The organism is Bradyrhizobium sp. WSM2254 (assembly GCF_000472645.1).
Lineage (GTDB): Bacteria > Pseudomonadota > Alphaproteobacteria > Rhizobiales > Xanthobacteraceae > Bradyrhizobium > Bradyrhizobium niftali.
Map to the genome: position 1 here is coordinate 42,835 of NZ_AXAB01000044.1, position 24,849 is coordinate 67,683.

Consider the following 24,849-nt stretch of genomic DNA (forward strand, 5'->3'; position numbering starts at 1 on the left):
CCCGCAATAAGGGTTGGGAGAGAATTCACCAATAGTTTGACGCTGCCCGGCTTGAATTTGGCGAAACCCTGACCACTTTTAACCGACCTTGCCGCCTGGGGGCGTCAGAAGATATCGTTGTGTTTCAACGCGTTGGCAGGCGTCCGCGGGCAAGGTGCTGTTCACTCTCAGGCAAGCCCGTCAGGACTTTGTCGCCTAGACTGTGCTATAGAGCCAACAAAACGAGCCCATTCGAAAGAGCAGATCCCATGTCAGTGCATCAGGTCAATCCGGGAGGAAAGCTCGCATCCCTCGATCCGATCTGGGACCGGATCCGGAGCGAAGCGGAGGACATCGTCCATCGCGAGCCGGAGCTTGCGACCTTCATCTATTCGACGGTGCTGCATCACAGCCGCCTCGAGGATTCGGTGATCCATCGCCTCGCCGACCGGCTCGATCATTCCGCGCTGTCGGGCGATCTCGTGCGCCAGACCTACGACGAGGCGCTGCGCGACGAACCCGATCTCGGCAACGCCTTCCGCGCCGATCTCGTCGCCGTCTACGATCGCGATCCCGCGACCTCGCGCTTCATCGATCCGTTGCTCTACTTCAAGGGCTTTCACGCGATCCAGACCCATCGCCTTGCGCACTGGCTCTGGCTGAAGGGCCGCAAGGACTTCGCTTATTATCTCCAGAGCCGCGCCTCTGCGGTATTCCAGACCGACATCAATCCCGCCGCGCGCATCGGCCGCGGCATCTTCCTCGACCATGCCACCGGTTTCGTCTGCGGCGAGACGGCTGTGATCGAGGACGACGTCTCGATCCTGCACGGCGTCACGCTCGGCGGCACCGGCAAGGAGAACGAGGACCGTCATCCGAAGATTCGCCATGGCGTGCTGATCGGTGCGGGCGCGAAGATCCTCGGCAACATCGAGATCGGCCATTGCGCGCGCATCGCCGCGGGCTCGGTCGTGGTCAAGCCGGTCCCGCACAACGTCACGGTCGCCGGCGTGCCCGCCAAGATCGTCGGCGAGGCCGGCTGTGCCGAGCCGTCGCGCACCATGGATCAGATGATCAACGCGACGGGGCTTTGAGCTCGAGAAGAAGGGCCGGATTCTCCGGCCCTTCTCGTCCCCAAATTCTTTGGCAATTCATGCTGGCGGTTCGTCGCGTCTCGTCCTAAAACCCCGCCAACTCAGATTTCGATTGGAGACTTGCCGTGGACGTCAAGGAAGTAAGGAAGCTCGACGCGTACCTGAAGCGCGTATTCGGCAATCCCAAGATCCGCGTCGTGCCGCGGCCGAAGAAGGACGATTCCGCCGAGGTCTATATCGGCGAGGAGTTCATCGGCGTGCTGTTCGTCGACGACGAGGACGACGATCGCTCGTTCCAGTTCCAGATGGCGATCCTTGAGGACGATCTCGTCGATCAGGAATAGTCACTCTCTTCCCGTCATTGCGAGGAGCTCTTGCGACGAAGCAATCCAGGCCGTCTCCGCGGATGCAGTCTGGATTGCTTCGCTTCGCGCGCAATGACGGATACTATTCCCGCGACCGCCGCCGCGACCCCTCATTCTATTTTCTTGCAAGAATGCGCAGCCGCGCCGTGGCATCAGCGACAGTGATGCCCTCGGCATCGACGAGGTCGGCTTGCACGACCATGTCGCGACAATCCGTTCGCAATGCCTTGCGCATATCGACCACGCTCAGGTCGAGCTTGACGTCGACCGTATCGAAGCCGGCCTTCCTGAACATGCCGCCGACCAGCGCGGCGTCGTTTGCGGGGTTAGCGAGCCGGGGCACGCTCTTGTAGGCCGAGTTGCCGATGACGAGTGCGACGCGCTTTTCGGCCAGCGCAGAGCCGGTCCCAAGCCAGGTCGCAAGAATTAATAAAACAAACAGCCGAAGCCGCATTCCAGCCCCCGAATGCAATAGCGTCAGATTATTCGCACAATGGCCAAACGCCATCTACGGTCAGTGATATCAGTCACACATCCGTGCGCTTATCCCAGCAATGGGCGCCGGGTGAGTGATGCGTGACCGCATCCATTCAAACCGATCTTCCCCATGATGGCATCATGCCCCTGTTTTGCCCGACGGGTCAAGTTCGGCTTCGAAAAATACGAAGTCGAGCGGGCGCTTGGCTACTGTGCATGGGGTTGTTTTCGATGTTTTTGCCGGAGGGCTCAGGTCCGTTCCGTCGGCGAACCTTGCGGTGGCAAAAAAGCGCGCTCAGCCTCTCGGCCCGCGCAACTGCGCCGTCAGCCGATCCATCGCCTCCGCCGCATCGCGCCATTGCGACAGCCAGCTGCGCGGAAAGCGGAAGGTGAGGTCGGCGCCGCCGACGCGACGCTCGGAGAGGCACATGCCGGGCGTGGCCGCATCGCGCGTGCAGCGTGCGGTCAGCGCGGGGCTTGCGGCAGAATAGAGGTCCTCGCTGCCGTAGGGGGTGTCGGCGCGGAACATCCGCATCGTCAGGCCGTCCTCGGGCATCGTCGCGGCCTGGTCGAGATAGCGCGGATAGATCGTGGCTGTCCGCTGCTCGGGCGAGAGCGCATCGTGATGGGCCGCGATCGACAGGAAGATGCGGTCGATCGGCTGCATCGCCGCTTCCACCGTGTCGGCGGTGACGTGCTTCGGCGCGCCGGGCGGCTCCAGCGAGGGATACAGGAAGTCGAGATCGATGCGCTCCTGCGGCCCGGTGTGGCGCTGGATCTTCATGCGGATCGCCGTCGTCGGCAGGTTGAACAGCGTACCGCCGACGCTCACCGGCAGCTTGTCCGGAGCGTTGGCGCCGCTCGGGCCCCAGGTCGGCCACAACAGATAGGCGACGAGCGCAACCGCGCACACCGCCGCGGCGCCGCCGAGCACGATCGGGACGATATGCACCCGGGTGCGCGTCCGGGGGGACCTGAGGGGAACTGCCGAAAACACCGTCATGAGTTGCGCGAGGTAAGCCGGAGGTCGGCCGATGGCCGACGAATCAGCGGCGAATATGCCATGTGGCGGCGATTTCGCGGAGCGTTCCCCGGCTGCGGGGAAGGGGGAGGGCCCTGCGCGAGATGGCCGGCGGCGTTAACCTTCCCTTAAGGATAATGTAGCGTTAACCGGCACTATTTGTCACAGGAAGGCTCCGGCGTTGCGTATGGGCGGACTGTTCCGATGACACCTGAAGCTCTCAATACCTTCTTCTCGATTGGCATCGGTTTCGCGCTCGCGGGCGCGCTCGTGAACGGATACCAGGCGCTCGCGCAGCGGCCCGCCGGCTTCGGCCTGTTGCAGGACGGCGTGGCCCCGAAGACCTTCGCGGCGGTGCCGTTCCTGGTGTTCGCCGCGCCCTTCATCATCATGCGCAACACGCTCCGCGGCATGCGGGTGGAAAGCCGCCGCGTCGAATTCGTGATGATGGCGACCCTCATCGCCGGCTTCTGGAGCATGATGAGCGGCACCTTCTTCCTGATGACGCTGCGCGCGGCCGGCGTTCTGGTCTGACGCTCGCAACCTCGCGCGTGGAGCGCCGAGCGGCCCTTTGCGTCGATACCGCGGTTTCGCTATGGCTGTGGTCGACGTGACAGGAGACCTCCATGGCGATCTACGAGCTCGACGGGCAGGCGCCCGATCTTCCCGCCGACGGCAACTATTTCATCGCTGAGACGGCGACCGTGATCGGCCGCGTGCGCCTGAAGCCCGGTGCCAGTGTCTGGTTCGGCGCGGTGCTGCGCGGCGACAACGAATGGATCGAGATCGGCGAGGGCGCCAACGTGCAGGACGGCTCGACCTGCCACACCGATCTCGGCTTTCCGCTTGTCATCGGCAAGAACTGCACCGTCGGCCACAACGTCATCCTGCACGGCTGCACGATCGAAGAGGGTGCATTGGTCGGCATGGGCTCGATCGTGATGAACGGCGCGAAGATCGGCCGCAACAGCATCGTCGGCGCCGGTTCCGTCATCACCGAGGGCAAGGAGTTTCCCGAACGCTCGCTGATCATCGGCTCGCCCGCACGCGTCATCCGCACGCTCGACGATGCCCAGGTGCAGAGGATGGGAAGCGCGGCGAAGTTTTACGTCGCCAACGGCCCGCGCTTCAGGAAAGGCCTAAAGCGGATCGGCTGATGCGCGTGCCGGCTCCCCTTAGCCGGGATGTTGGCGCGCGCGGTGCGCTCGCCCTCGGCAAAAGGATCGCGATCGGTCATCGTGATTTGGCCTTTCTGGCTTTGGGACGCGCGGCCGGCTTGTCCGGTTCGGCGCCGAGCCTGGCGCTCTTGCGCAATGCGTCCCGGAGGTCGATGGGAATGCCGTGCTTCTTCAGCAGGTCGGCAAAGGCTTCGTCCGCGAGCTCTTGAAACGTCGCCATCCTGTCGCGTCCCAGTTGCTTGAGCTTGTCGAACGTGTCCTCGTCGAACGCGATCAGTTTGCGCATGATCGTGGCTGCCTCCTCGTTTCAAGCTGATGTGACGGCATTTGTTTCCGGAGCATCTGCCGCGGCTGCTGATGCTCGCGCGGAAGTGAGACAGTGTGGCTGTCAGGAGTGCCCCGATAGCATTAGCTTGATCCTGCTTTGAAGCGTGGAGCGTGTCCACGCAGAGGATCGAGTCAATGTTACGCAAGATGATCATGGCAGCGCTGGCCGTCGCAGCGGTCGGGCTCTCGGCGCCGCAGGCGGCCCAGGCGGGGGGCGGTTTTGGACATGGCGGCGGCTGGGGCCATGGCGGCTGGGGTCATGGCGGCCACTGGCATGGCGGCGGCTTCTGGCCCGGCCTCGCCATCGGCGCGGGCATTGCCGGCGCCGGCTATTACGGTGGCTATTATGGCTACGGCTCCCCGTATTACGGCGACCCGTACTATTATGGTACCGGCTATGACGACGGTTATGGCGGATGCTATGTCGCGCGCAAGCGCGTGATGACGCCATCGGGATGGCGATTCCGGCGCGTCGACGTCTGCGAGTGAGGCGGGAAGACCTGTGAGGCGGGAAGACCTGCCGGCCTGCTAAAAAACAAGGCCGTTGACGCAGTATACCGTCAACGACCTTGCCAGCCCCGGACATTGAAATCGGCTCACGCCATCCGGTGACGGCGAGCATCGCGCGGAATCACACGGGCGAATGTGATCCAGTTCACAAGTGGCGAAAATTATGTCCGCGTGGGTGACCGGCTTAGCCGCGCGAGCGCTTGCGCGCGCTGGCTTGGACGCGGTGGCGCGCCGGTTTCCTGCGGGTAACCGACGGCGTCTCGGCCTCGGTGGCCCGGGCACTGGCAAACGACTGGCGCAGGCCGTCGATGGATTCGTTCAGCGTCGCCACCTGCTCCGACAGGCGCTTGGTATCGGCCTGTTGGGCCGCGAGCAGCCGCTTCACGGTCTGGAGCTGGTCCTGCACGACCTGGAGCTGGTCGATCGATTCCTGCTGGGTCGCCTCCAGCCCCTTGGTCTTCTCGACCAGCTGCTCGGAGGCCTGGGCCGTGCGAGCCTGGAGCTGCCGTGACGCCACCACCCGGTCGGCCTCCGGCGCGGCGCCGGTATAGGCGCGCCAGATCGCAATCGAAGTCACGCCGGCGATCAGCAGGAGAAGGGCGGCGGCGGTCAGCGCAATGGGCTGGGCGCCGAGGCGAAACAGGGGATTGGACGGTGTGTCCTCTGCGAGATCGATCATCGCTGACAAAATCCAAATTGAATCTTGGTGAGTGGCGAAGACCGGCAACCCAGGGGGCCGCCGGGATGTCCCGAAAACGCAACAGTTCGGCAACAAATGGGACCAAAAAGAGGCTGAAGGCGAAAAACCAGCAATCTTCTGGCCTTAAGGCCTCTAAAGGCCCCGCCGGAGGCAGCGATCAGGGCTGAAACGGCGAAAACGGCCCGGAATAGGTCTTCGACCGTGGCGCAGCGTAGGGCCCCAGCCGGGACGTCTTCAGGCCGAGTCGCACCAGCGATTCCGCCAGTGTCACGGCGGCGGCGACGCCGTCGACCACGGGCAGGCCGTGCGTGGCGGCGAGCTCGGCGGCGAGATCGGCCATGCCGGCGCAGCCGAGCACGATGGCCTCCGCGCGGTCGTTTCGGATCGCGGCCGTGATCTCCGCGGAGATCCGTGCGAGTGCATCGGCGTTGCGCTCTTCGAGCGCGAGCACCGGGACCTCAGCGGCGCGGACGCGGGCGCAGCGCCCGGCGAGGCCGTACTTCGTCAGGTTGTGCTCGATCGGCACGATGGAGACACCGAGCGTCGTCACCACGGCAAAGCGCGCCGCGATCAGGCTCGCCATGTGGAAGCCGGCTTCGCCAATGCCGATCACCGGCGCTTTCGCCGCCGCGCGTGCCGCGTCGAGGCCGGTGTCGTCGAAACAGGCGATGATGTGTGCATCGGCGCCGTCGCGGTCGGCCTCGCGGATGCAGCCGAGCATGCCGGGGACGGCGAAGGCCTCGTCGTAAAAGCCCTCGATCGAGACCGGGCCCATCGCCGGCTGGCGCGCGTCGATCTCGGTGCCGGGCAGGGCGACGCTGCGCGCCGCAGCGGCGATCTTCGCCGTCATCGACGCGGTGGTGTTGGGATTGACGACGTGAAGTCGCATCAGATCAGACAAGCCCCTTCTCAGACAAGCCCTTTGCCGGCGTCCGAGCCCTTGGCCGCCTGCCGCTTGTTCAGCACGTGGATGGTGCCGAGCGCAAGCGTGATCACCGTGAACGAGACGGCGGAGATCACGGTGCCGAGCGCGTAGATGTCGGGGTTCGTCACGGTGGTGGTGAGGCCCTGGAGATCGAGCGGCAACGTATTCACCGCCCCGATCGCCTGGCTGGAGCGCGCGAGCTCGTCCCAGGACAGCGTGAAGCCGAACAGCCCGATGCCGATCACGGAGGGCAGGATGATCGGCAGCACGACATGACGGAACGTCTGCCACGGCGTCGCGCCGAGATCGCGCGCGGCTTCCTCGAGCCTGGGATCGAAGCGGTTGAAGATCGCGAACATGATCAGAAGCCCGAACGGCAGCGTCCAGGTCAGATGCGCGCCGAGGCCCGAGGTGAGCAGGCCCATCGAGGTCTCGAAGTTCTCGTGCCAGTGTGCCTTGATCAGATCGTCGATGATGCGGAATTCAAGCGAGATGCCGAGCGAGGTGATGATCGAGGGAACGATGAGGCTCGCGATCGCCGAGTAGAACAGGATGCTTTGCGCCTTGAACTTGCGGCGGAAGGCCATGCCGGCGGCGACCGACAGCACGACGGTGACAATCATAACGATCACGCCGAGCAGCAGCGAGCGGCGGAAGGCCGCGCCGAGATCGACGATGCCGGTGCCCTGGAACAGTTTCGCGATCCAGAAGGTGGACACGCCATTCATCGGGAAGGTGAGGCCGCCCTGCGGCCCCTGGAACGACAGCACGTAGATCGCGATCATCGGACCGTAGAGAAACAGCACATAGGCTGCGAAGAAGATCGCGAGCACGTAGAAAGAGCGCGGGCGTCCTTCCTTCATGCTCAGAGCTCCTTCTTGATGTCGACGATGCGCGACATCATGGTGATGATCAGGAAGGTGATCGCGAGCAGGATCACGGCGTTGGCCGCTGCTGCGGGGAACTGCAGCGCGTTCACCCGCGTCTCGATGATCTTGCCGGCCGCCGCAATCTGCTGGCCGCCCATCACGCCGATGGTGATGAAATCGCCCATCACGATGGTGATGACGAAGATCGAGCCGATAACGATACCGGGCTTGGCGAGCGGAATGATGACGTTCACGAGCGTCTGGAAGCCGGTGGCGCCGGCGTCATAGGCGGCCTCGATCAGCGACTTGTCGATGCGCACCATCGAATTGAAGATCGGCACCACCATGAAGAAGGTGAAGAGGTGCACCAGCGCCAGCACGACGGAGAATTCGGAGAACAACAGCCATTCCAGCGGATGGTTGATAAGCCCCGTCTTGACGAGGCCGGAATTGACGAGGCCGTTGCGGCCGAGCAACGGAATCCACGCGATCATGCGGATCACGTTGGAGGTCCAGAACGGGATCGTGCAGAGCAGCGACAATCCCATCTGCCAGGTCTTGGACTTGATGTGGAAGGCGAGGAAGTAGGCGACCCAGAAGCCAATGAAGAGCGTGAGGGCCCAGACCAGGAAGCACAGCTTCAGGGTCATCAGATAGGTCTTGCCGATCGTGCAGAGATCGGGGAGCTGCGCGATGCAGCCTTCGAACGTGTCGGTGTAGCCGCGGCCGGAGAACGCCGGCAGCAACTGGTATTCGTTGTAGTCCCAGAACGAGACGATGACGACGAACACCAGCGGGATCAGGAAGAAGGCGAGAAACACCAGCATCATCGGCCCGGCCTGGAGCCAGGAGATGAAGGACGGCGACAGGCGCGTCACTTTCGCGGCGCGCGCTGTGCCCGACCCCGGGATCAATCCCGGGGGTGCCTGTTGCAGGATGTCCTCCGACGTGTCCATCAAATTACGCCGCGATGAACTCGTTCCACTTGCGGACCATGTAGTCGTTCTCGTCCATCACCGCGTTCCAGCAGGCGACGCCGCCCATGCGGTCCTCGTAGGAGCCGCCGTCGCGCACCGCGCCGGCCTTCTCCAGCAGCGAGCCGTCGGGCGCCTTGATGTCCTTCTCGGCCGCCTTGCCTTCCATCCAGTAGGCCCACTCGTAGGGCTCCATATGAGCCTTCGCGGTGGAGAGCACGGCCGAGTAGTAGCCCTGGCGGTTGAGATAGGCGCCGGCATAGCCGGACAGGAACCAGTTGACGAACTCGTAGGCCCATTCGAGCTTGGCTCCCGACACGCCCTTGGAGACGCAGAAGCCGGAGGCCCAGGAGCGGTAGCCTTCCTTGAGCGGCTGGAAGGTGCAGGGGATGCCCATAGAGCGCACCTTCGTCACCGCCGGCGACCACATCGACTGGATCACGGTCTCACCTGAAGCCATCAGGTTGACGCTCTCGTTGAAGTCCTTCCAGAACGCGCGGAACTGGCCGGCCTTCTTGGCCTCGGTCATCACCTTCATGGTGAGATCGATCTCTTCCTTGGTCATGTTGCCCTTGTCGGCATATTTGTACTTGCCGGTGGCTTCCACGACCATGGCGGCATCCATGATGCCGATCGAGGGGATGTTGAGGATCGAGGCCTTGCCCTTGAATTCGGGGTTGAGCAGCTCGGACCACGAGCTGATCGGCCGCTTGATCAGGTCGGGACGGATGCCGAGCGTGTCGGCGTTGTACACGGTCGGGATCAGCGTGACGAATTCGGTCGCGGTCTTGGAGAAGGTCTTGGAGTCCTTGCCTTCGAGATAGAGCACCTTCCAGGGCGCGGTGCCCTGGTTGCCGATCTTCTTGCCGCCGGGCGTCTCGCCCTTGGTGAAGACGGGCGTGATGTTGTCGAATTCCTTGATCTTCCTGGCGTCGAGGGCAAGGATGTTGCCCGACGGCACCAGCTTCTTCAGCGAGAAATATTCGGTATCCAGCACGTCGAAGGAGTTCGGCTGGGTCATCACGCGCTTGGTGACGTCGTCGGTGGTCGCGGTGATGTATTCGATCTTGATGCCGGTGTCCTTGAGGCACTGCTTGGAGATGTCGTCGCCCTCGTTCACGGCGGTGCCGAGATAGCGCAGCACCTTTGTTTCGGCCGACTTCACATAGGGAAAGCCGGTGATGGCGCCGGAGCCGGCGGCAAGGCCGGCGAGACCCGCGGTGCTCTTCAATAGCGTACGGCGGCTGACGCCGGTCTTCTTGGTCGTCTCGGTCATATCGCTCACTCCTCTTCTGTGTTGCGCATTTTCTGGATGACGGCGCTATTGCAGGCGCTGCGCCTTGGCGGGATCCCAGGTGGCCAACACGCGATCGCCCGGTCGGAACGGGTGAACGTCGAAGGCGGCCTCGGGAAGGTGGGAGAACAGGGCGGTGCCGTCGTCGAGCGTGAGCGAGACGGCGATGTAGGAGCCCTGGTACTCGGTCTGGGTCAGCAGCGCTGGCGCGCCGTACGCACCGTCGGCGAACGGCACGATGCCGAGCTGATCGGCGCGCACGGCGATGAGTTTGCCGGCGTCGCTGAGGACGTTGTGGCCGCCGATGAAGCGCGCCACGAATTCGGTGCGGGGATGGTGGAAGATGTCGCGGGCGGTGCCCTGCTGCTCGATCTTGCCGTGGTTCATCACCACGATGTGGTCGGCCAGCGCCATCGCCTCTTCCTGGCCGTGGGTGACCTGGATGAAGCTGATGCCGAGCTCGCGCTGCAGCCGCTTCAGCTCGCCCCGCATCCTCACCCGCAGGAACGGATCGAGCGCGGAGAGCGGCTCGTCGAGCAGTAGGATCTGCGGCTCGGTGATCAGCGCGCGGGCGAGCGCGACGCGCTGCTGCTGGCCGCCGGAGAGCTGCGCCGGCAGCCGAGCCGCATAGGGGGTCATGGCCACCAGCTCGAGCAGTTCGCCGGCACGCTTGTGCCGCGTCGCCCGGTCGATCCCGCGCATTTTCAGGGCGAAGGCCACGTTGTCGAGCACGGTCAAATGCGGAAACAGCGCGTAGGACTGGAACATCATCGCGGTGCCGCGCTTGGCGGGCTCGAGGTCGGTGACGTTCTGCGCGCCCAAAATGATGTCGCCCTCGCTGACCGCCTCGTGGCCTGCGATCATGCGCAGGGTCGAGGTCTTGCCGCAGCCGGAGGGGCCGAGCAGGCAGCAATAGGTGCCTGCCGGGATCTTGAGGTTGACGTCGTCGACCGCCAGCGTCGTGTCGTAGCGCTTGGTGACGGCGACCAGTTCGAGAGCGGCAGGAGTGGCCATGGCGTGTCCGCTGGGAGGGCGATGCTCCGGCTTTCTCCGCAAGGTCCGTGCCAACCGCCCGGAGAGTGCCGAATTCCAAAACTGTGCAATGGAGTCAGGTCGTTAGATCGAATCCGGCGCAGCGGCGCGGCTCGCCGGGTGGGCAGTAATATGCACACAAAATGTGCTCGGATTGTATAAAGTTTCGCCTGTGATTGGATACAGCTGGTCGACTAACATTGAAAGCCGAACGTCGCCGATCGAGCCCTCAAACCCAACCCCCTCGAACTGATGGCCGCCAAGACCCGCCAGAAATCCGATGCGCCAGACGCGAGCGATCGCGTCAGCCGTATCAGGGAGGGTGTGACCGCGGCGATCCTCGAGCATCGTCTGCTGCCGGGCACGAAGCTCGGCGAGGACGAGATCGGCGAGATCTACGGCGCGAGCCGCACGCTGGTCCGCACCGCGCTCCAGCAGCTCGCGCATGAGGGCATCGTCAACATCGAGAAAAACCGCGGCGCCTTCGTCGCGCGCCCGACGCCCGCCGATGCCCGCGAAGTGTTCGAGGCGCGCCGACTGATCGAGCCCACCATCGTCGACCACGCGTGTGAAGCGGTGTCAGCGGCCTGGCTCGACCGCCTCGGCCAACATCTCACTGAAGAGCGCGAGGCGGAGCTGCGCGGCGACGCGCGCGCCTCGGTCCGGCTCTCCGGCGAATTTCACAAGCTCGTCGCCGAGATGAGTGGCCACAGCATCTATCTCGGCTTCCTCAAGGAACTGATCGCGCGCTCCTCGCTCATCATCCTGCTCTATCGCCGCCACGACACCCCGGCCTGCGGCACCGACCACCACGCCGAGATCGTCACCGCGATCCGCAAGCGCGACAAGGTGGCGGCACGCGCGCAGATGCTGTCGCATCTGAACGAGATCGAAGCCGAGCTGTTCCTGAAGGATCCCGCCGCCGACGAGACGCGGCTCGCGGATGTGCTGGGCGCATAGGCGAACCGCGGCCGCCAGCTAGGTCAGCGGAGGCGCCTGGTTTCGTCTGACGATCTTCAGCACGAGCAGGCCGGCTCCAAGGACCAGCAACAGCACGCCGACAAAGGTCGTGCCGCTGGATTCGAACGTCACGCCGACGGCCGTCAGCAGGCATCCAAGTATGATTGCGAAGAGTCCGCCGAGTTTCTTGACCAGCAGGACGTGTCCGTCACTCGTTTGCGCCACCATGTTACGCCTCGTCATTTGAGATGCTGCAAAATCCCCTCTGCCAAAAATCCGCGCTGCCAAGTGCCTGCAGTCGCGTAGATCGCGCAGGATCGTACTCCTGAGCGAAGACGTTGCAATCTGTCGTTGATCACGCGCCAAGCCGGATATTCGCGTTTTGATTTGAGTTCGACGCATGTGCGGCAGTCGCGCTTACCCATTATCTGACACCGGGCACGTTGCTGATCGCGTCGTATGGCTGATTTGCAAAATCTCACTGTGGTTTGCAAATTGACTCAATGCGGTTGGCAGGCATCAATCCGCGGGTAACATCGACACCGCGTGGCTGGCTGATGTTCGCCCCGGCGACTTGCGGCCAGAACTTGCGCGGCCGCGTATCTGCGTGGAGATTGGACATGTGGGATTTGACCACGCCGGCCGGACTCTTCAGAGTCGCCGCACTGCTCATGTCGGTTGGAACGAGCCTCTGTCTCTCGTCGCAAGCGCCGGCCCAGCAGGACTCCTCAGTCCTGTTCCGCAACGTCCGGATATTCGACGGAAAGAGCGGCGCGCTCTCCGCCGCGTCCAATGTTCTCGTCAGGAACGCGAAGATCGAGAAGATCTCGACCGTGAACATCACGGCCGACGCCCAAGCAATCGACGGCGGCGGCCGGGTGCTGATGCCGGGGCTGATCGACGCGCATTGGCACGCGATGCTGGTGCGTCCGACGCCGGCCGCGGCCCTCGGCGACGTCGGCTACAACAATCTGCTGGCCGCGAGCGAGGCGACCGCGACGCTGATGCGCGGCTTCACCACGGTGCGTGACATGGGCGGGCCCACTTTCGGCCTCAAGCGGGCGATCGACGAGGATCTCGTCGCCGGTCCGCGCATCTATCCCTCCGGTGCCATCATCACCGTCACCAGCGGTCATGGCGACTTCCGGCAGCTCTCCGATCTGCCGCGAACCATCGGCGGCATGCTCAGCCGCATGGAGCTGGTCGGCGGCAGCATGGTCGCCGACAGTCCCGACGAAGTCCGCGTGCGCGCGCGCGAGCAGCTCATGCAGGGCGCCTCGCAGGTCAAACTCACGGCGGGCGGCGGCGTCGCCTCGCCCTTCAGCCCGCTCGACGTCTCCACCTTCACCGAGCCCGAGCTGCGCGCGGCGGTCGAAGCCGCCGACAATTGGGGCACCTATGTCGTCACGCACGCCTATACACCGGTCGCGATCCAGCGCTCGATCGCAGCCGGCGTGAGATGCATCGAGCACGGTCATCTCATGGACGAGGCGAGCGCCAAGCTGATCGCGGAGAAGGGGATCTGGCTCAGCACCCAGCCGTTCCTGGATATGTCCATGGCGTCCGGGCTCGGGCCGGCAGAGCAGGACAAGATGCGGCAGGTGGTCACCGGCACCGACCGCGTCTACGCGCTGGCGAAAAAGTACCACATCAAGACGGCGTTCGGGACCGATGTCCTGTTCTCGAAGGCGCTGGCGGACAAGCAGGGATCGATGCTGGTCGCGCTGACCCGATGGTACACACCGGCCGAAGCGCTGGCCATGGCGACGTCGACCAACGCGGAATTGCTCAGCCTGTCGGGCCTGCGCAATCCCTATCCCGGCAAGCTCGGCGTGGTGGAGGAGGGCGCGCTGGCCGATCTCCTGCTCGTCGACGGCAATCCGCTCGACAACATCGCTCTCATCGAAGATCCCGCGAAGAATTTCGTCGTGATCATGAAGGGCGGCAAGATTTACAAGAACAGTCTTGCGCACTGATGCGCGCATCTGCAGGTGTGACCCCCGCGACGTTGGAGCGCTTCTAGTCCCGATGATCGGGAACCGGCTTTTTGCGGAGCGAACCGGTTGCGGTCTCCTGCACCGCGGGAGACCGCGCAGGGCTTGTCACAAACTCGGGCCTGTCATCGGCGGCGTGACTTCTAAGCGTCTCCAGGACCAGAAAGAATTTCTCGGCTAGCATGAGGCAAGCTCGCTGACGCGTTCATCTCGGTTTCGAGAACGGCAAGATTCGCTTGTCAATTCGATCACTTGCCGCGCTCGGCAGCAATCTAATTCATGACATCACGCCGGATTGTGACAGCGCCTGCTGGATTTTTGCATTCGACGCTTCGTGTGGACGATGACGCGCCATGACGTAACGTTACTGTTTCTCGCGGGCCATAGCGGCTATATGCTGTCGCACTGTCATCAAACTGTCATGTTACCGTAAATGCTGAAGTCAGACGCAACAGCGGCTCGCAGAACTCCGGGCGCGCCGGATGGGAATCCTGTCCCGAAGGACAACAAGCGAGCGCCATACGTCGCCGGCTTCCTGCGGCAGGTTGAACCGGCCGAGACCGGCGCGGAACCTGCGATCGAGGGCGCCGTGATTGACCAGACGCCGTTGCAAGACACGACGCTGGCACTGGAGCCGGCTCAGTCGAACGCCGGCGCGCGTCCCGCTGGAGAAATCGAGCTCAAGCTTCTCGTCGATGCCGATCGCATGGCGCATTTCAACGCCGCCCCGGTCATCGTGGCCAACGCGCGTAACAAGGGTTCGCGAAAACATCTCAAATCCGTCTATTACGATACGGCCGAGCGTGCGCTCCGGCGCAGCGGCCTGAGCTTGCGCGTACGCCGGAGCGGCGCGCGCTTCGTGCAGACCGTGAAGACCGACACGGCGGACGATCCGCTGCGCCGTGGCGAATGGGAGGCGAGCGTTCCGTCGCTGGCGCCGGATGTCGCCCTGGCGATGCCGTTCATTCCGGAGAAGCTTCGCTCCCACCTCGAAACACAGCCGCTCGAAGCCGTCTTCACCGCCGACGTCCATCGGCATGCGAGGATCGTCGATCTGCCGTCCGGGACGGTCGAGATCGCCTTCGACCAGGGTGTGCTGACGGCCGGCGACCGGTCGATCCCCGTGAGCGAGATCGAGCTGGAACTCAAGAGCGGCAGCGCGAGCACGATCTACGAGGTCGCGCTGCGGCTTGCGGAGCAGGGGGCGGTGAAGCCGTCCATCCGTGCCAAGTCGGCGCGCGGCTTCGAACTTGCCGCGGGCGCGCCGCCCTCGGTACGCAGGCCCCGCAAGCTTCGCCTCGATCCGTCGGTCACGCTCGACGAAGCCTTCGCGACGATTCTGCGCTCCTGCTTCCTTCATCTGCTTCAGTCGCTGCCGACGGCCGAGGACGGGCGCAATCCGGAAGGCGTCCATCAGCTGCGCGTCTCGCTGCGCCGGCTGCGATCGGCGCTGGACCTGATGCGATCGGTCGGCGCCCTCAGCAATCTCGACGCGCTGCGGTCGGAAGCAAGTTGGCTGGCGCAGGACCTGTCCGCCGCGCGTGACTGGGACGTGTTCCAGCTCGAGACCTTGCCGACGATCGCGGAAGCCTGTGCTTCGGTTACCGGCTTCGATGCATTGGGCCAGGCAGCGGCCAAGTGCCAGTCGGAGGCCTATCGCAAGGCGCATCAGGCGCTCGACGATCGCCGCTGCGCGGTTTTCCTGATCGGCCTCGGTCACTGGATCGAGACTCGGGGCTGGCGCAACGACGTTGCCGCCGAAGATCTCGGTCAGCTCGCCGAGCCCGCCGTCAACTTCGCGCAGCGCATCCTGTCGGAGCAGTATGCCAAGGTGCTCAAGCGCGGCCGCCGGTTCAAGTCGCTCACGATCGACGAGTTGCATCGGGTGCGGCTCGCGACCAAGCGGCTGCGCTATCTCAGCGAGTTCCTGCTGCCGCTGTTTGCGGATCGCAAGTCCGCGAGGAAATTTGCACACCGGCTCGCCGGTCTGCAGGAGGAGCTCGGCGCCTTCAACGACATGGCGGTCACGGCCTCATTGCTCGATGGACTTGATGCGGAGCCCGACAGCGCCATCGCCGCGGCGGCGATCGCCGGCTGGCAGGCGCGTGCATCGATCGGCGTGCAGCCGTCGTTGCAGGGCGCGTGGCGGGATTTCACCGCCGCGCGGGTGCCGTGGTCTCGCCAGGCCTCGCAGGACTGATCGTGCATCCCCAAAAAAGTTGCGGCCAGGCTTTGGGGGAAGCCTGGCCGCGCGCGAACCGGTCGGGGACGGGGAGGGGTGGGGATGTGACCGGGCCGCGTAACTCGTTTGTTCCTGACTGCTAGTCCCTGGCGCTGGCGGTGGAGACCGCCGGCTTTGTGTCGCCGAGCGAGACCCAGACATTGGGATCGCTCTGCGACTGGCGCTTGACGAAGCGGTAGCCGGTCTCCGTCCAGGCAACGACGTTCTCGTTCTGATTGTCGAGAACGAACTCGCCCTTGTCGGTCTTCACCGTCAGCACCGCGTGCCCTTCGCCCTTCTTGTCGCGCACGACCGTGATGAGCAGGGCCTCGCGAGGCCAGCCGGCATCCATCAGCATCTTGCGCTTCAACAGCACGTAGTCTTCACAGTCGCCGTAGCCGTCCGACGGCAGTGACCATCTCTCGACCACGCCCCAGTGCTCCTGGTCGGTCAAAGGCTTGACCGTCTCGTTGACCCAGCGATTGACCTTGACGAGGTCGCGCCATGCGGCCTGCGACATCACGATGTCGCGCGGCTGCGTCGGCCCGCCCTGGCACTGAGCGGCATTGTCGGCACAGAACTCGACCCAGCCGATCGGCGCGCGCGTGGTGTCGCCGAGGCTCGCGTAGAGCAGACGGTTCTCACCGGCCTGCACTGTCGCGCTGATCCCGAAGAGCATGGCGGCGATCGCCAGCCTCTTCCCCTGTCCCGTGAAATCAAACATTGCGGCCCCCGTTTCTTGTTGGGACCACATTTCGCATGGAGCTTTTGAGTTGCCGCTAAGTCAGTCAAGTCAAGTCGAGACGAATACAAGTAAAACTCGCGGCGAATTCGATCTATACTTGAATCGAATTCGAATAAAATTCGAGATGACTGTAATTGATTCAAATTTTAGGAGTTAACGCGGAAACGCTGGCGGAACTGCTGCGCCGAGGCGCAAACAGGTCCCGCGTTAACCCGCACGGACCCGTCACCGCGCGCGAAAAAGGCGGCGTCCGCATCGCGGAGGCCGCCTTTGAGGCTGGAAAATCAGTGGTTTTGGCGCGCGTTCGCTTTACCGCGCGGTAACGCTCTCTTCGAGTGTCTCGACCGGCTGCTCGTGCATGAACTCCAGCGCGAAGCCGTCTTCGAGGTTTCGGACCACGCGGCCCTGGACCCGGCCGAGCAGCACGATCGATTTCAGCGGCGGGCGGTTCTCGGCGGCGATGGCCGCTCCCGACAGCGACAGGTCGATGATGCGGCAGGTCATCTTGGTGCCGTCCTCGAGCGTAAGCACCGCGATCGGGTTGCGCGGCACGATACGGTCGTGGCGGCGGTCCTCCGGCAGGTTGAGGATGTCGCGGTTGGCGAGCCAGGTGAGCTGGGCGGCGAGCTTGTCGCGCTTCCTGGGCGTTGCCCCGATCGTCATGGCGAAGCCATTGTCGATGATGCGGGTGATCTTGCCCTCGACGCGGCCGATATGGTCGAGATAGGCGACCACGCGGTCGCCGACATTGCCGATGCCGGGGGCGAGCAGGGCCAATCCGCCCGGCGACATGTTGATCACCTGGCAGGGGAATTCCCGGCGGTCCGGCAGCATGTAGCGTCCGAGCAGGTGCACCTTGACCCGCTGGAAACGCCGACGCTCCTCGGCGGCCGGAAGAAGTTTTTTGTTCGCCAACGCCATTTTCAACACCCGACCCCCCGCCCGGGCGGAGTCCGGCACGACCCTAAGGTGCATAGGGTTAATGCCGCGTTAGGATCGGGCGCGCCGGTCACGGACGGACACAATACGCTCGAAGAGCCACATCAGCGGCCGGTCAGGCCGGTCCTGTTCCCTGCCGATACAACCACAGCAGCAGCGTCAGCAGCACCGCGGCCGAGAGCCCGAGCGACCAGTGAATGCCGATCGCAGCTCCAAACACGCCGACGGTAATGCCGCTGAAGGCCCTCATGCCAAGTCCCGCCATATTATAGAGGCCGACGACGCGGCCGCGGATGTCGGACGGCGCGTTCAGCTGCACCAGCGCCTGTGCCATGGTGTTTAACGACAGTTCGAAGAAGCCCGCAAAGAACAGCAGCACGATCGCGACGGGATAGACCCGCACCGCGGCGAAGCCGAGCAGCGCGGCGCTCCACAGCATCGCCAGCAGGATCGCGGTGCGCGGCGTGCCCTTCAGCCGGCCCCAGGATTCCAGCGCGATGCCGGCGAGCAGCGCTCCGGCGGCATCGGCCGCGAGCAGCACGCTGTAGGACACGCCGGGGTCGCCGTGGCCGAGATCGCCGGCATAGCCGGGCATCTGGGCGTGATAGGCGTTGCCGATCATGAAGGAGGTGAGGCCGGCGAGCCACGTCATCGCTGATAGTACCGGCTGCGTGCCGATGGCGCGGATGGTCAGCGCGATGTCGGCAAGGCCGCGCACGGCGAAGCGACGCACGGCGATGCTCTTGTCGCGCACCGGGGCCCAGAACAGCCAGAGCAGCATCGGCAGGTAGAACAGCGTGTTGAAGATGATGCCGTGCGAGGGGCCGAGCGTCAGCATGATGACGCCGCCGACGGCAGGACCGACCAGGATGCCGAGATAGCGCGCCATCGCGTTCAGCCGCACCGCGCTCGGAAGATCGGCCGGGCCGACGAGGTCGTAGAGCAGCAGCTGGTTCGGCGTCTGCCACAACACGCCGGCGCAGCCGTGGATCACCAGCAGCAGCATCGCGTGCCACATCTGGATGCTGTCGGTGATGAAGAAGAAGCCCCAGCCGCTCGAGGCCACGATGAACAGCAGCATGCCGCACTGGATGATGCGGCGCGGATCGAACCGGTCGGCGAGCCCGCCGACCGCGACCGAGAACAGCAGGAACGGCAGCCAGTGCGACAGCACGGCAAAGCCGCCCAGCGTCGGCGAATTGAATTTCTGGAACACCACCCAATAGCTGATCACATGCTCGATATTGTCCGCCATCATCGCCAGCACGTAGGCGGTGAACTGGAGCCGGTACGGCACCGACTTCATCGCCGCGAACGAGCCGGACGCGACCACGGGATTTTGGGGAAGGGGATTCAAGCGGGCACCTGGGTGGGACTTGAGCGTCCCTACACGTTCGTCGGTGGGCGCTCAAGACACTTGGGTGTGTGTCCTCGTAGCCCGGATGAGCGAAGCGATATCCGGGGCCGATGCTCCCGCATATCGCTTCGCTCATCCGGGCTACGAGCCCGCACCTTGGCACGCGCGCCCATCTCACATACGCTTTGCCCAGCCCGCACCACCAATCATAACAGACGGGCAGCGAGGACACACCATGGAGCACATCCGCGTCTGCACTCACGCAGGACCGGGCTCGGAGCCTGTCATCCGCACCGTGCCGTGGCCGAAGGTCGGCCGCAAGGCCGCGCTGATCAAGATCGGTGCTTGCGGGGTGTGCGGCACCGACCTGCACATCCTCAAAGGTCACTGGCCGAAGCCGCTGCCCTGGCCGTTCACGCTGGGCCACGAGCTCGGCGGCGTCATCGTCGAATGCGGCGAGGAGTTTTCCGAGGACTTCATGAGCAAGCCGCTGACCGTCGGCTCGAAGGTGATGATCCCGCCGCTGATGCCGTGCGGCCGCTGCTATTACTGCATCCATTACCCGCAAACCGCCAACAAGTGCCTGACGCCGGTCTATTACGGCCGCTATCTCGGCTTCGACAAGGCGCCGCACATGTGGGGCGGCTGGGCCGAATATGTCTATGTCGACCTCGACATGCTGCCGGGCACCAAAATCTACAAGCTGCCCGACGACATGTCGTTGCGGCTGGGCGCACTGTCGGAGCCGCTGACGTCCTGCATCCGCGCCTTCAACCGCGCCAGCCGCGCCGGCGGTTTTTCCTGGGGCGACACGGTGGTGATCCAGGGCTCCGGCCCGATCGGCATCCTGGCGGTCGCGGCCGCGCAGGAGATGGGGGCAGGGCGCGTGATCTGCGTCGGCGCGCCGGGGGAGCCGCGGCTCAAGCTCGCCCGCGCGTTCGGCGCGGAGGCGACGGTGAACATCGAGGAACTGAAATCACCGCAAGATCGCATCGCGCGCGTGCGCGAGATCATAGGCGGCTTCGGCGCCGATCTCGTGATGGATTGCTCCGGACATCCGACCGCGGGCCCCGAAGGCATCGAGATGCTGCGCGACGGCGGCACCTATGTCGAGATGGGCCAGTTCACCGACGCCGGCTCGATCGACACGTCGTGGCACCGCATCTGCACCAAGGACCTCAACGTGCTCGGCTCCTGGGGCTTTACCGCCAACGATCTGCCGCTCGGCGTCGACATGCTCTACCGCACGGCGGGCAAATATCCGTGGCTGAAGATGCAGACGATCTATCCGTTCACGGAAGCGGGCGTCGCGCAGGCGGTGAAGGACGCGATGGCGATGAAGACGGTGAAGTCGACGATCGTGCCGTGGCCGGAGCTGGTGGAATAGCCGATGCCGTCCATCCCCCGCTCATGCGGGCTACGTGCTGCGATAATCCCTGAACCTCGTAGCCCGGATGGAGCGAAGCGTAATCCGGGATTCTCCCCCGTGGCTCCCGTATTCCGCTACGCTCCATACGGGCTACGTGCGAGCGTTTGGAATGAAGGATACGACGATGGACGAACAGACGCCCGAACCAAACCCACGTACTCGCTCCCCCTTCCATGCCATTCGCGCGATCGACTACACCGTGATCTTCGTGCGCGACATGGCGGCGATGCGGCGCTTCTACGAGGGCGTGCTCGCCTTTCCGCTGCTGCGCGAGCTCTCGCCGAACTGGATCGAGTACGGTCTAGGCGGCAACACGCTGGCCCTGGCAAGGCCGAGCCGAAGCGCGGCGGACGCGCCGGTCCCGCCCGGCACTGCATCGCTGCAACTGGCCTTCAGGGTGTCCGCGGCCGAGGTCGACCAGTGCGCCGACGAGCTGGTTCGGCAGGGTGTTGAGCTGCTGTCGCCGCCGACGAACCAGTCCTTTGGGCATCGGACGCTGTTCTTCCGCGACCCCGACGGCAACTTATTGGAGGTGTACGCGGAGATCTGAGCGGGAGCCGATGCCCAAAAAGTTCCATCCGATATCCCCGAACTATTCACGCAGGGGTGAAACTTAAGCCCAAGTTCCGGCTTTCACTTCGCGGGAGAGGTGCCGTGAAGCGAATCCTGAAACCTGTAACTTACGTCCTGGCTGCGATCTACTTCCTGGTGGATGCGGTCTTCATGGCCGTGGCGCGGCCGATTTCGCGCTGGATCGGGCGGCACTTCGAATTCAGGCAATTGCGCGCCTGGATCAAATCGCTGCCGCCTTATCCGTCGCTCGCCCTGTTCTCCGTGCCCGTCATTATTCTGGAGCCGGTCAAGCCGGTTGCTGCGTACCTCGCCGCAACCGGTCAGGTCCTGAGCGGTGCCCTGACTTTCATTGTCGGCGAATTGCTCAAGCTTGTGCTGGTCGAGCGCCTGTTTCATCTCACGCGCGACAAGCTGATGCGAATTCCCGCTTTTGCCTGGAGTTACGGAAAATACGCGGACGCGAAGGCGTGGCTGCAGGCGACCGAAGCCTGGCGCGCCATCCGAGCCCTGGCCCGCGCGGCCAAGGATGCTGTTGCGCGCGCAAGAGCCAGGCTGGTCGGCAGCTTCAGCAAACTGGCGACCTCCAGGGATTAAGGCCGCGCCAGGCGCGTTGCCCGCTATGCCAGCTTGCGCGCCGCGGCGGTTGCCTTGTCGCCCGTGTTCGGTGTGCCGGTCGGCTCGATCAGCATCAGGTGAACCTCCTCGCGCGCCACCGGGCGATGCTCGACACCTTTGGGCACGACGTAGAGTTCGCCCGGACCGAGCGTCACCGTGCGATCCCGCAATTCGATGTCCAGACGGCCTTTGAGGACCAGAAAGAAATCGTCGGTGTCGTCGTGCTTGTGCCAGGTGAACTCTCCCTTCACCTTCACCACCATCACGTCGCAATCGTTGAAGGTCGTGATCGTGCGCGGCGACCAATACTCCTGAAAGGTCGCGAGTTTGTCGGTAAGCGAAATCCCGTCGGCCATGGGCCCTCCTGTGCTATTCCGTGAGGCACGATTTGGGATCTAATCGCCGCCGCGACAAGTCTTGTATTCGGTCGATTGCGCGATCCTGGCTGCCGAGATCCAAGGGCGCCGGCTAAGTCAGCGGGGCGACGCGCCCGTATTGATCTCGCTCTCCTTCACCACCGCCGCCCCCACCACCTTCGTGCCCTCCAGCTCCCGTACGATCCGATCATCCGGCCCCACGACACCGAGATCGAATTCGCGATCCGGCGTGACGAGGACCACGCGCTGGCCGACGATCACGACCACCGTCATGTCGCAGGTCTCGCCTTCGGCGGCCCATGCGCGGATGTCGTCGGCGAAGGGCTCCTTGCGCCAGGCGTCGGGAAAGCCCGGGTCGCATCGGACTTCGATGCCATCCTCCGACGTGGTCAGGACCAGCTTCGACCGGCTCGGCTTCCAGCGCTCGTCGAGGAGATCGTTGACCAGCCACAAGCAGGCGAAGCTCTCACATTCGGCCGGACGCTCGGCGTAGATCACGCAGCCGCGGCCGGGCTTGCAATGCCGGCACCAGGCATTCGCGGGCTTGGCCAGCGTCTCGATGGCCATCACCTTGCAGCAGAGCGTGCAATCGCCGCAGGTGCGTTTGACGGAAGAGGTCATGCGCGCATTCCCGGCACGTCCAATCGCGCACAATTTAAGCGAGGCGGCCGCGAAAATCAGCTGCTTTGGGGCAAAAGCTCACTATATGCAGCAAAACGGCCCGGAAACGCTGGATGTAGTGGGTCGAGCGGCCGGTAAGCTTATTCGCGATGTCGCCAAAGCCATGCGTCATAGGCATGGTGATTTGCCCGCGCTTGGCGTAAAGAGCGTCCAAATCAAATCACCACGCGTGCGGCCGGACCATTTGCCGAGCACGCAGCTTCAGGTCGCGCGGCTCGACGTTCCGCGCCTGGACCAACCAAGGTTTATCCCGTGTCATTCCCGACCATGAGTGCGCCGCTCGCCCGAGCTTTGGCCGAGCGCAACTACGACCGTCCGACCCCCGTTCAGCTCGCCGTGCTCACCGAGGAGGCCGCGGGCCGCGACCTCCTGGTTTCCGCCCAGACCGGCTCCGGCAAGACCCTCGCTTACGGATTGGCCCTGGCCAAGGATCTGCTTGATGGCATCGAGCGGTTCGAGCGGGCGGGCGCGCCGCTCGCCCTGATCGTGGCGCCGACCCGCGAGCTTGCCTTGCAGGTTCAGCGCGAGCTGGCCTGGCTGTACGAGCACGCAGACGGGCGCGTCGTCTCCTGCGTCGGCGGCATGGATCCGCGGCGCGAGCAGCGTGAGCTGGCGGCCGGCGCGCACATCGTCGTCGGTACGCCTGGCCGGCTGTGCGATCATTTGCGCCGGGGCCGCCTCGACATCTCCGAATTGAAGGCCGTCGTCCTCGACGAGGCCGACGAGATGCTCAATCTCGGCTTTCGCGAGGACATGGAGTTCATCCTCGAGACCACGCCGGAGACGCGCCGCACCCTGTTGTTCTCGGCGACGTTTCCGCGCGGCATCGTCGCGCTGGCCAAGCAGTATCAGCAGCAGGCGTTTCGGATCGAGGTCGCCGGCGACGAGGGCGGTCACGCCGATATCGAGTATCGCGCGATCCGGATCGCCCCCGCCGATGTCGAGCACGCGGTCGTCAACGTGCTGCGCTTCTTCGAGGCGCCGAGCGCCCTGGTGTTCTGCAGCACGCGCGATGCCGTCCGGCATTTGCAGGCGGCGCTGCTGGAGCGCGGCTTCTCCGTCGTCGCGCTATCAGGCGAATTGACGCAGAACGAGCGCACCCTGGCGCTCCAGTCGCTGCGGGACGGGCGGGCCCGCGTCTGCGTGGCGACCGACGTCGCCGCCCGCGGCATCGACCTGCCGAGCCTCGACCTCGTCATTCAGGCCGACCTGCCCAACGACGCCGAAGTCATGCAGCATCGCTCGGGCCGTACCGGACGTGCGGGCCGAAAGGGGACGAGCGTCCTGCTGGTGCCGCCCGCACGGCGGCGGCGTGCGGAGCTGCTGCTCAATCTCTCAGGCATCGATGCGGTCTGGGGAACGGCGCCCCAGGCGGACGAGATCCGCAAGCTCGATCACGAGCGCATGAAGGACGTGCTGTTCACCGAGGAGACGACGCCCGACGATCTGGCGCTGGCACAGGCGTTGTTGGCCGAGCGCTCGGCTGAAGACATTGCCGCCGCGCTGGCGCGGCTTTATCGCGCGCGGCTGCCGTCGCCCGAAGACATCATCGATCCCGGCGAGCGAACTGGCCGGCCGCGCAAGGATCGCGGTCGCGACAATGTCCGGGCACCGGGCGGCGATGATCGCCCCGAAAGGGCCCGACCCAAATCGGGGAAATCGTCGTCGAAGCACGGCATGGCGGAGGGCAGCGTCTGGTTCCGCGCCAATATCGGACGAAGAAAGAACGCGGAAGCACGCTGGCTCTTGCCGATGATCTGCCGTCGCGGCGGCATCGACAAGGGCGACATCGGCGCCATCAAGATCATGGATACGACGACCGAGTTCGAAATTTCCGAGCGGGTCGCGGACTCCTTCGCTGCCAAGATCAAGCGTCCGGACAAGGAAGACAATATCCGCCTCGAACCGATGGCGGATGCGCCGCAGCGGCAAGCGCCTTCGGAAGAGCGGTCAAAGCCGCCACGGCGCGAGAGCGGCGACAGCGATCATCGTGAACGTCGCGACGATCGCCCGCGCGAGGCGGGATTCAAGCCGCGCAGCAAGGCTTTCGGCGAGCGCGGGCCGAAATTCGACGATGCTCCTGCTTTCGGGAAGAAAAAGAAGCATAAGAACAAGCCCGGCCACGCTGGACAGCCGCCCGCGGTCACTGCGTGGCCCGTGAAGGGCGCGCCCGGAAAGAAGACAAAGAAGAAGCATCGGGGCTGAGCCGAGGC

The 24,849-nt window shown here is 64.5% G+C and carries 27 protein-coding genes and 1 pseudogene; 13 read left to right on the top strand and 15 right to left on the bottom strand.

The annotated features are described in order from the left end of the window. The first annotated feature begins 248 nt into the window (after positions 1-248). Positions 249-1,073, top strand: a complete 825-nt coding sequence (cysE, locus tag A3M7_RS0128875; RefSeq protein ID WP_027547047.1) for a serine O-acetyltransferase — start codon at positions 249-251, stop codon at positions 1,071-1,073. Positions 1,074-1,198: 125 nt separating this feature from the next. Continuing rightward, entirely contained in the window at positions 1,199-1,417 is a 219-nt protein-coding gene (locus tag A3M7_RS0128880) for a DUF3126 family protein (protein ID WP_007602550.1), read from the top strand. Between the two features lie 238 nt (positions 1,418-1,655). On the opposite strand, the pseudogene A3M7_RS0128885 reads toward A3M7_RS0128880, so the two are convergent. Together A3M7_RS0128885 and A3M7_RS0128890 are read right to left on the bottom strand one after the other, a co-directional pair. Then, positions 1,656-1,892: pseudogene (locus tag A3M7_RS0128885) on the bottom strand (caspase family protein); the annotation flags it as partial. 318 nt (positions 1,893-2,210) lie between these two features. After that, a complete protein-coding gene (locus A3M7_RS0128890) occupies positions 2,211-2,918 on the bottom strand; it encodes a hypothetical protein (RefSeq protein ID WP_027547049.1) in 708 nt (235 codons plus the stop codon). Positions 2,919-3,140: 222 nt separating this feature from the next. Here A3M7_RS0128890 and A3M7_RS0128895 point away from each other — a divergent pair, with 222 nt between their 5' ends. Both A3M7_RS0128895 and A3M7_RS0128900 read left to right on the top strand, forming a co-directional pair. Beyond that, positions 3,141-3,470: a hypothetical protein gene (locus tag A3M7_RS0128895; protein ID WP_027547050.1), complete on the top strand. Its 330-nt coding sequence runs from the start codon at positions 3,141-3,143 to the stop codon at positions 3,468-3,470. A gap of 92 nt (positions 3,471-3,562) precedes the next feature. Continuing rightward, on the top strand, positions 3,563-4,093 hold the full coding sequence (locus A3M7_RS0128900) for a gamma carbonic anhydrase family protein (RefSeq protein ID WP_027547051.1): 531 nt from the start codon (positions 3,563-3,565) through the stop codon (positions 4,091-4,093). A gap of 76 nt (positions 4,094-4,169) precedes the next feature. On the opposite strand, the gene A3M7_RS45070 is transcribed toward A3M7_RS0128900, so the two are convergent. Beyond that, positions 4,170-4,400 carry a hypothetical protein gene (locus A3M7_RS45070; protein WP_049823738.1) on the bottom strand — a complete coding sequence of 77 codons (231 nt, stop codon included), beginning with the start codon at positions 4,398-4,400 and terminating at the stop codon, positions 4,170-4,172. 176 nt (positions 4,401-4,576) lie between these two features. Between A3M7_RS45070 and A3M7_RS0128910 the strand changes: the two genes are divergently transcribed. Next, positions 4,577-4,930, top strand: a complete 354-nt coding sequence (locus tag A3M7_RS0128910; protein ID WP_027547052.1) for a hypothetical protein — start codon at positions 4,577-4,579, stop codon at positions 4,928-4,930. Between the two features lie 205 nt (positions 4,931-5,135). Here A3M7_RS0128910 and A3M7_RS0128915 read toward each other — a convergent pair whose 3' ends face one another. The 6 genes from A3M7_RS0128915 to A3M7_RS0128940 form a co-directional block, all read right to left on the bottom strand. After that, a complete protein-coding gene (locus A3M7_RS0128915) occupies positions 5,136-5,630 on the bottom strand; it encodes a hypothetical protein (RefSeq protein ID WP_027547053.1) in 495 nt (164 codons plus the stop codon). Positions 5,631-5,808: 178 nt separating this feature from the next. Beyond that, positions 5,809-6,540 (bottom strand): aspartate/glutamate racemase family protein, encoded by a 732-nt coding sequence (locus A3M7_RS0128920; RefSeq protein ID WP_027547054.1) that lies wholly within the window; start codon positions 6,538-6,540, stop codon positions 5,809-5,811. Between the two features lie 20 nt (positions 6,541-6,560). After that, the gene (locus A3M7_RS0128925; protein WP_027547055.1) at positions 6,561-7,439 is read right to left on the bottom strand and encodes an ABC transporter permease; all 879 of its coding nucleotides are present in this window, start codon (positions 7,437-7,439) and stop codon (positions 6,561-6,563) included. Positions 7,440-7,441: 2 nt separating this feature from the next. Then, the gene (locus tag A3M7_RS0128930; protein ID WP_025575682.1) at positions 7,442-8,401 is read right to left on the bottom strand and encodes an ABC transporter permease; all 960 of its coding nucleotides are present in this window, start codon (positions 8,399-8,401) and stop codon (positions 7,442-7,444) included. A gap of 4 nt (positions 8,402-8,405) precedes the next feature. Beyond that, positions 8,406-9,695 carry a PotD/PotF family extracellular solute-binding protein gene (locus A3M7_RS0128935; protein ID WP_027547056.1) on the bottom strand — a complete coding sequence of 430 codons (1,290 nt, stop codon included), beginning with the start codon at positions 9,693-9,695 and terminating at the stop codon, positions 8,406-8,408. A 45-nt stretch (positions 9,696-9,740) separates the two neighbouring features. Further along, a complete protein-coding gene (locus A3M7_RS0128940) occupies positions 9,741-10,727 on the bottom strand; it encodes an ABC transporter ATP-binding protein (RefSeq protein ID WP_027547057.1) in 987 nt (328 codons plus the stop codon). Between the two features lie 270 nt (positions 10,728-10,997). Between A3M7_RS0128940 and A3M7_RS0128945 the strand changes: the two genes are divergently transcribed. After that, positions 10,998-11,705 carry a GntR family transcriptional regulator gene (locus A3M7_RS0128945; RefSeq protein WP_027547058.1) on the top strand — a complete coding sequence of 236 codons (708 nt, stop codon included), beginning with the start codon at positions 10,998-11,000 and terminating at the stop codon, positions 11,703-11,705. An 18-nt stretch (positions 11,706-11,723) separates the two neighbouring features. Here A3M7_RS0128945 and A3M7_RS0128950 read toward each other — a convergent pair whose 3' ends face one another. Continuing rightward, on the bottom strand, positions 11,724-11,933 hold the full coding sequence (locus A3M7_RS0128950) for a hypothetical protein (RefSeq protein ID WP_027547059.1): 210 nt from the start codon (positions 11,931-11,933) through the stop codon (positions 11,724-11,726). A 392-nt stretch (positions 11,934-12,325) separates the two neighbouring features. Here A3M7_RS0128950 and A3M7_RS0128955 point away from each other — a divergent pair, with 392 nt between their 5' ends. Both A3M7_RS0128955 and A3M7_RS0128965 read left to right on the top strand, forming a co-directional pair. Then, positions 12,326-13,681 carry an amidohydrolase family protein gene (locus A3M7_RS0128955; RefSeq protein ID WP_027547060.1) on the top strand — a complete coding sequence of 452 codons (1,356 nt, stop codon included), beginning with the start codon at positions 12,326-12,328 and terminating at the stop codon, positions 13,679-13,681. Between the two features lie 451 nt (positions 13,682-14,132). Next, positions 14,133-15,899 (top strand): CYTH and CHAD domain-containing protein, encoded by a 1,767-nt coding sequence (locus tag A3M7_RS0128965; protein ID WP_027547061.1) that lies wholly within the window; start codon positions 14,133-14,135, stop codon positions 15,897-15,899. Between the two features lie 121 nt (positions 15,900-16,020). On the opposite strand, the gene A3M7_RS0128970 is transcribed toward A3M7_RS0128965, so the two are convergent. The 3 genes from A3M7_RS0128970 to A3M7_RS0128980 form a co-directional block, all read right to left on the bottom strand. Next, positions 16,021-16,644: a transglutaminase-like cysteine peptidase gene (locus tag A3M7_RS0128970; protein ID WP_027547062.1), complete on the bottom strand. Its 624-nt coding sequence runs from the start codon at positions 16,642-16,644 to the stop codon at positions 16,021-16,023. 330 nt (positions 16,645-16,974) lie between these two features. Then, on the bottom strand, positions 16,975-17,586 hold the full coding sequence (locus A3M7_RS0128975; RefSeq protein ID WP_025575880.1) for a PilZ domain-containing protein: 612 nt from the start codon (positions 17,584-17,586) through the stop codon (positions 16,975-16,977). A 133-nt stretch (positions 17,587-17,719) separates the two neighbouring features. Then, the gene (locus A3M7_RS0128980) at positions 17,720-18,961 is read right to left on the bottom strand and encodes an MFS transporter (RefSeq protein ID WP_027547063.1); all 1,242 of its coding nucleotides are present in this window, start codon (positions 18,959-18,961) and stop codon (positions 17,720-17,722) included. Positions 18,962-19,196: 235 nt separating this feature from the next. Here A3M7_RS0128980 and A3M7_RS0128985 point away from each other — a divergent pair, with 235 nt between their 5' ends. From A3M7_RS0128985 to A3M7_RS48930, 3 genes are all read left to right on the top strand, one after another. Beyond that, entirely contained in the window at positions 19,197-20,348 is a 1,152-nt protein-coding gene (locus A3M7_RS0128985; protein WP_027547064.1) for a zinc-binding dehydrogenase, read from the top strand. A 166-nt stretch (positions 20,349-20,514) separates the two neighbouring features. Then, positions 20,515-20,940 carry a VOC family protein gene (locus tag A3M7_RS48925; protein WP_245284340.1) on the top strand — a complete coding sequence of 142 codons (426 nt, stop codon included), beginning with the start codon at positions 20,515-20,517 and terminating at the stop codon, positions 20,938-20,940. A gap of 104 nt (positions 20,941-21,044) precedes the next feature. Then, positions 21,045-21,557 carry a hypothetical protein gene (locus A3M7_RS48930; RefSeq protein WP_027547066.1) on the top strand — a complete coding sequence of 171 codons (513 nt, stop codon included), beginning with the start codon at positions 21,045-21,047 and terminating at the stop codon, positions 21,555-21,557. Between the two features lie 23 nt (positions 21,558-21,580). Here the strand turns inward: A3M7_RS48930 and A3M7_RS0129000 are convergent, their stop codons facing one another. Together A3M7_RS0129000 and A3M7_RS0129005 are read right to left on the bottom strand one after the other, a co-directional pair. Next, positions 21,581-21,934, bottom strand: a complete 354-nt coding sequence (locus A3M7_RS0129000; protein WP_027547067.1) for a cupin domain-containing protein — start codon at positions 21,932-21,934, stop codon at positions 21,581-21,583. Between the two features lie 117 nt (positions 21,935-22,051). Next, on the bottom strand, positions 22,052-22,522 hold the full coding sequence (locus A3M7_RS0129005; protein ID WP_245284341.1) for a hypothetical protein: 471 nt from the start codon (positions 22,520-22,522) through the stop codon (positions 22,052-22,054). Between A3M7_RS0129005 and A3M7_RS49910 the strand changes: the two genes are divergently transcribed. Next, a complete protein-coding gene (locus tag A3M7_RS49910) occupies positions 22,515-22,907 on the top strand; it encodes a hypothetical protein (RefSeq protein WP_198033825.1) in 393 nt (130 codons plus the stop codon). The genes A3M7_RS0129005 and A3M7_RS49910 overlap by 8 nt on opposite strands. Beyond that, complete coding sequence (locus tag A3M7_RS0129015) at positions 22,904-24,841, top strand: DEAD/DEAH box helicase (protein ID WP_049823739.1); 1,938 nt, start codon at positions 22,904-22,906, stop codon at positions 24,839-24,841. Before A3M7_RS49910 ends, A3M7_RS0129015 begins: the two co-directional genes overlap by 4 nt. Positions 24,842-24,849 lie beyond the last annotated feature (8 nt).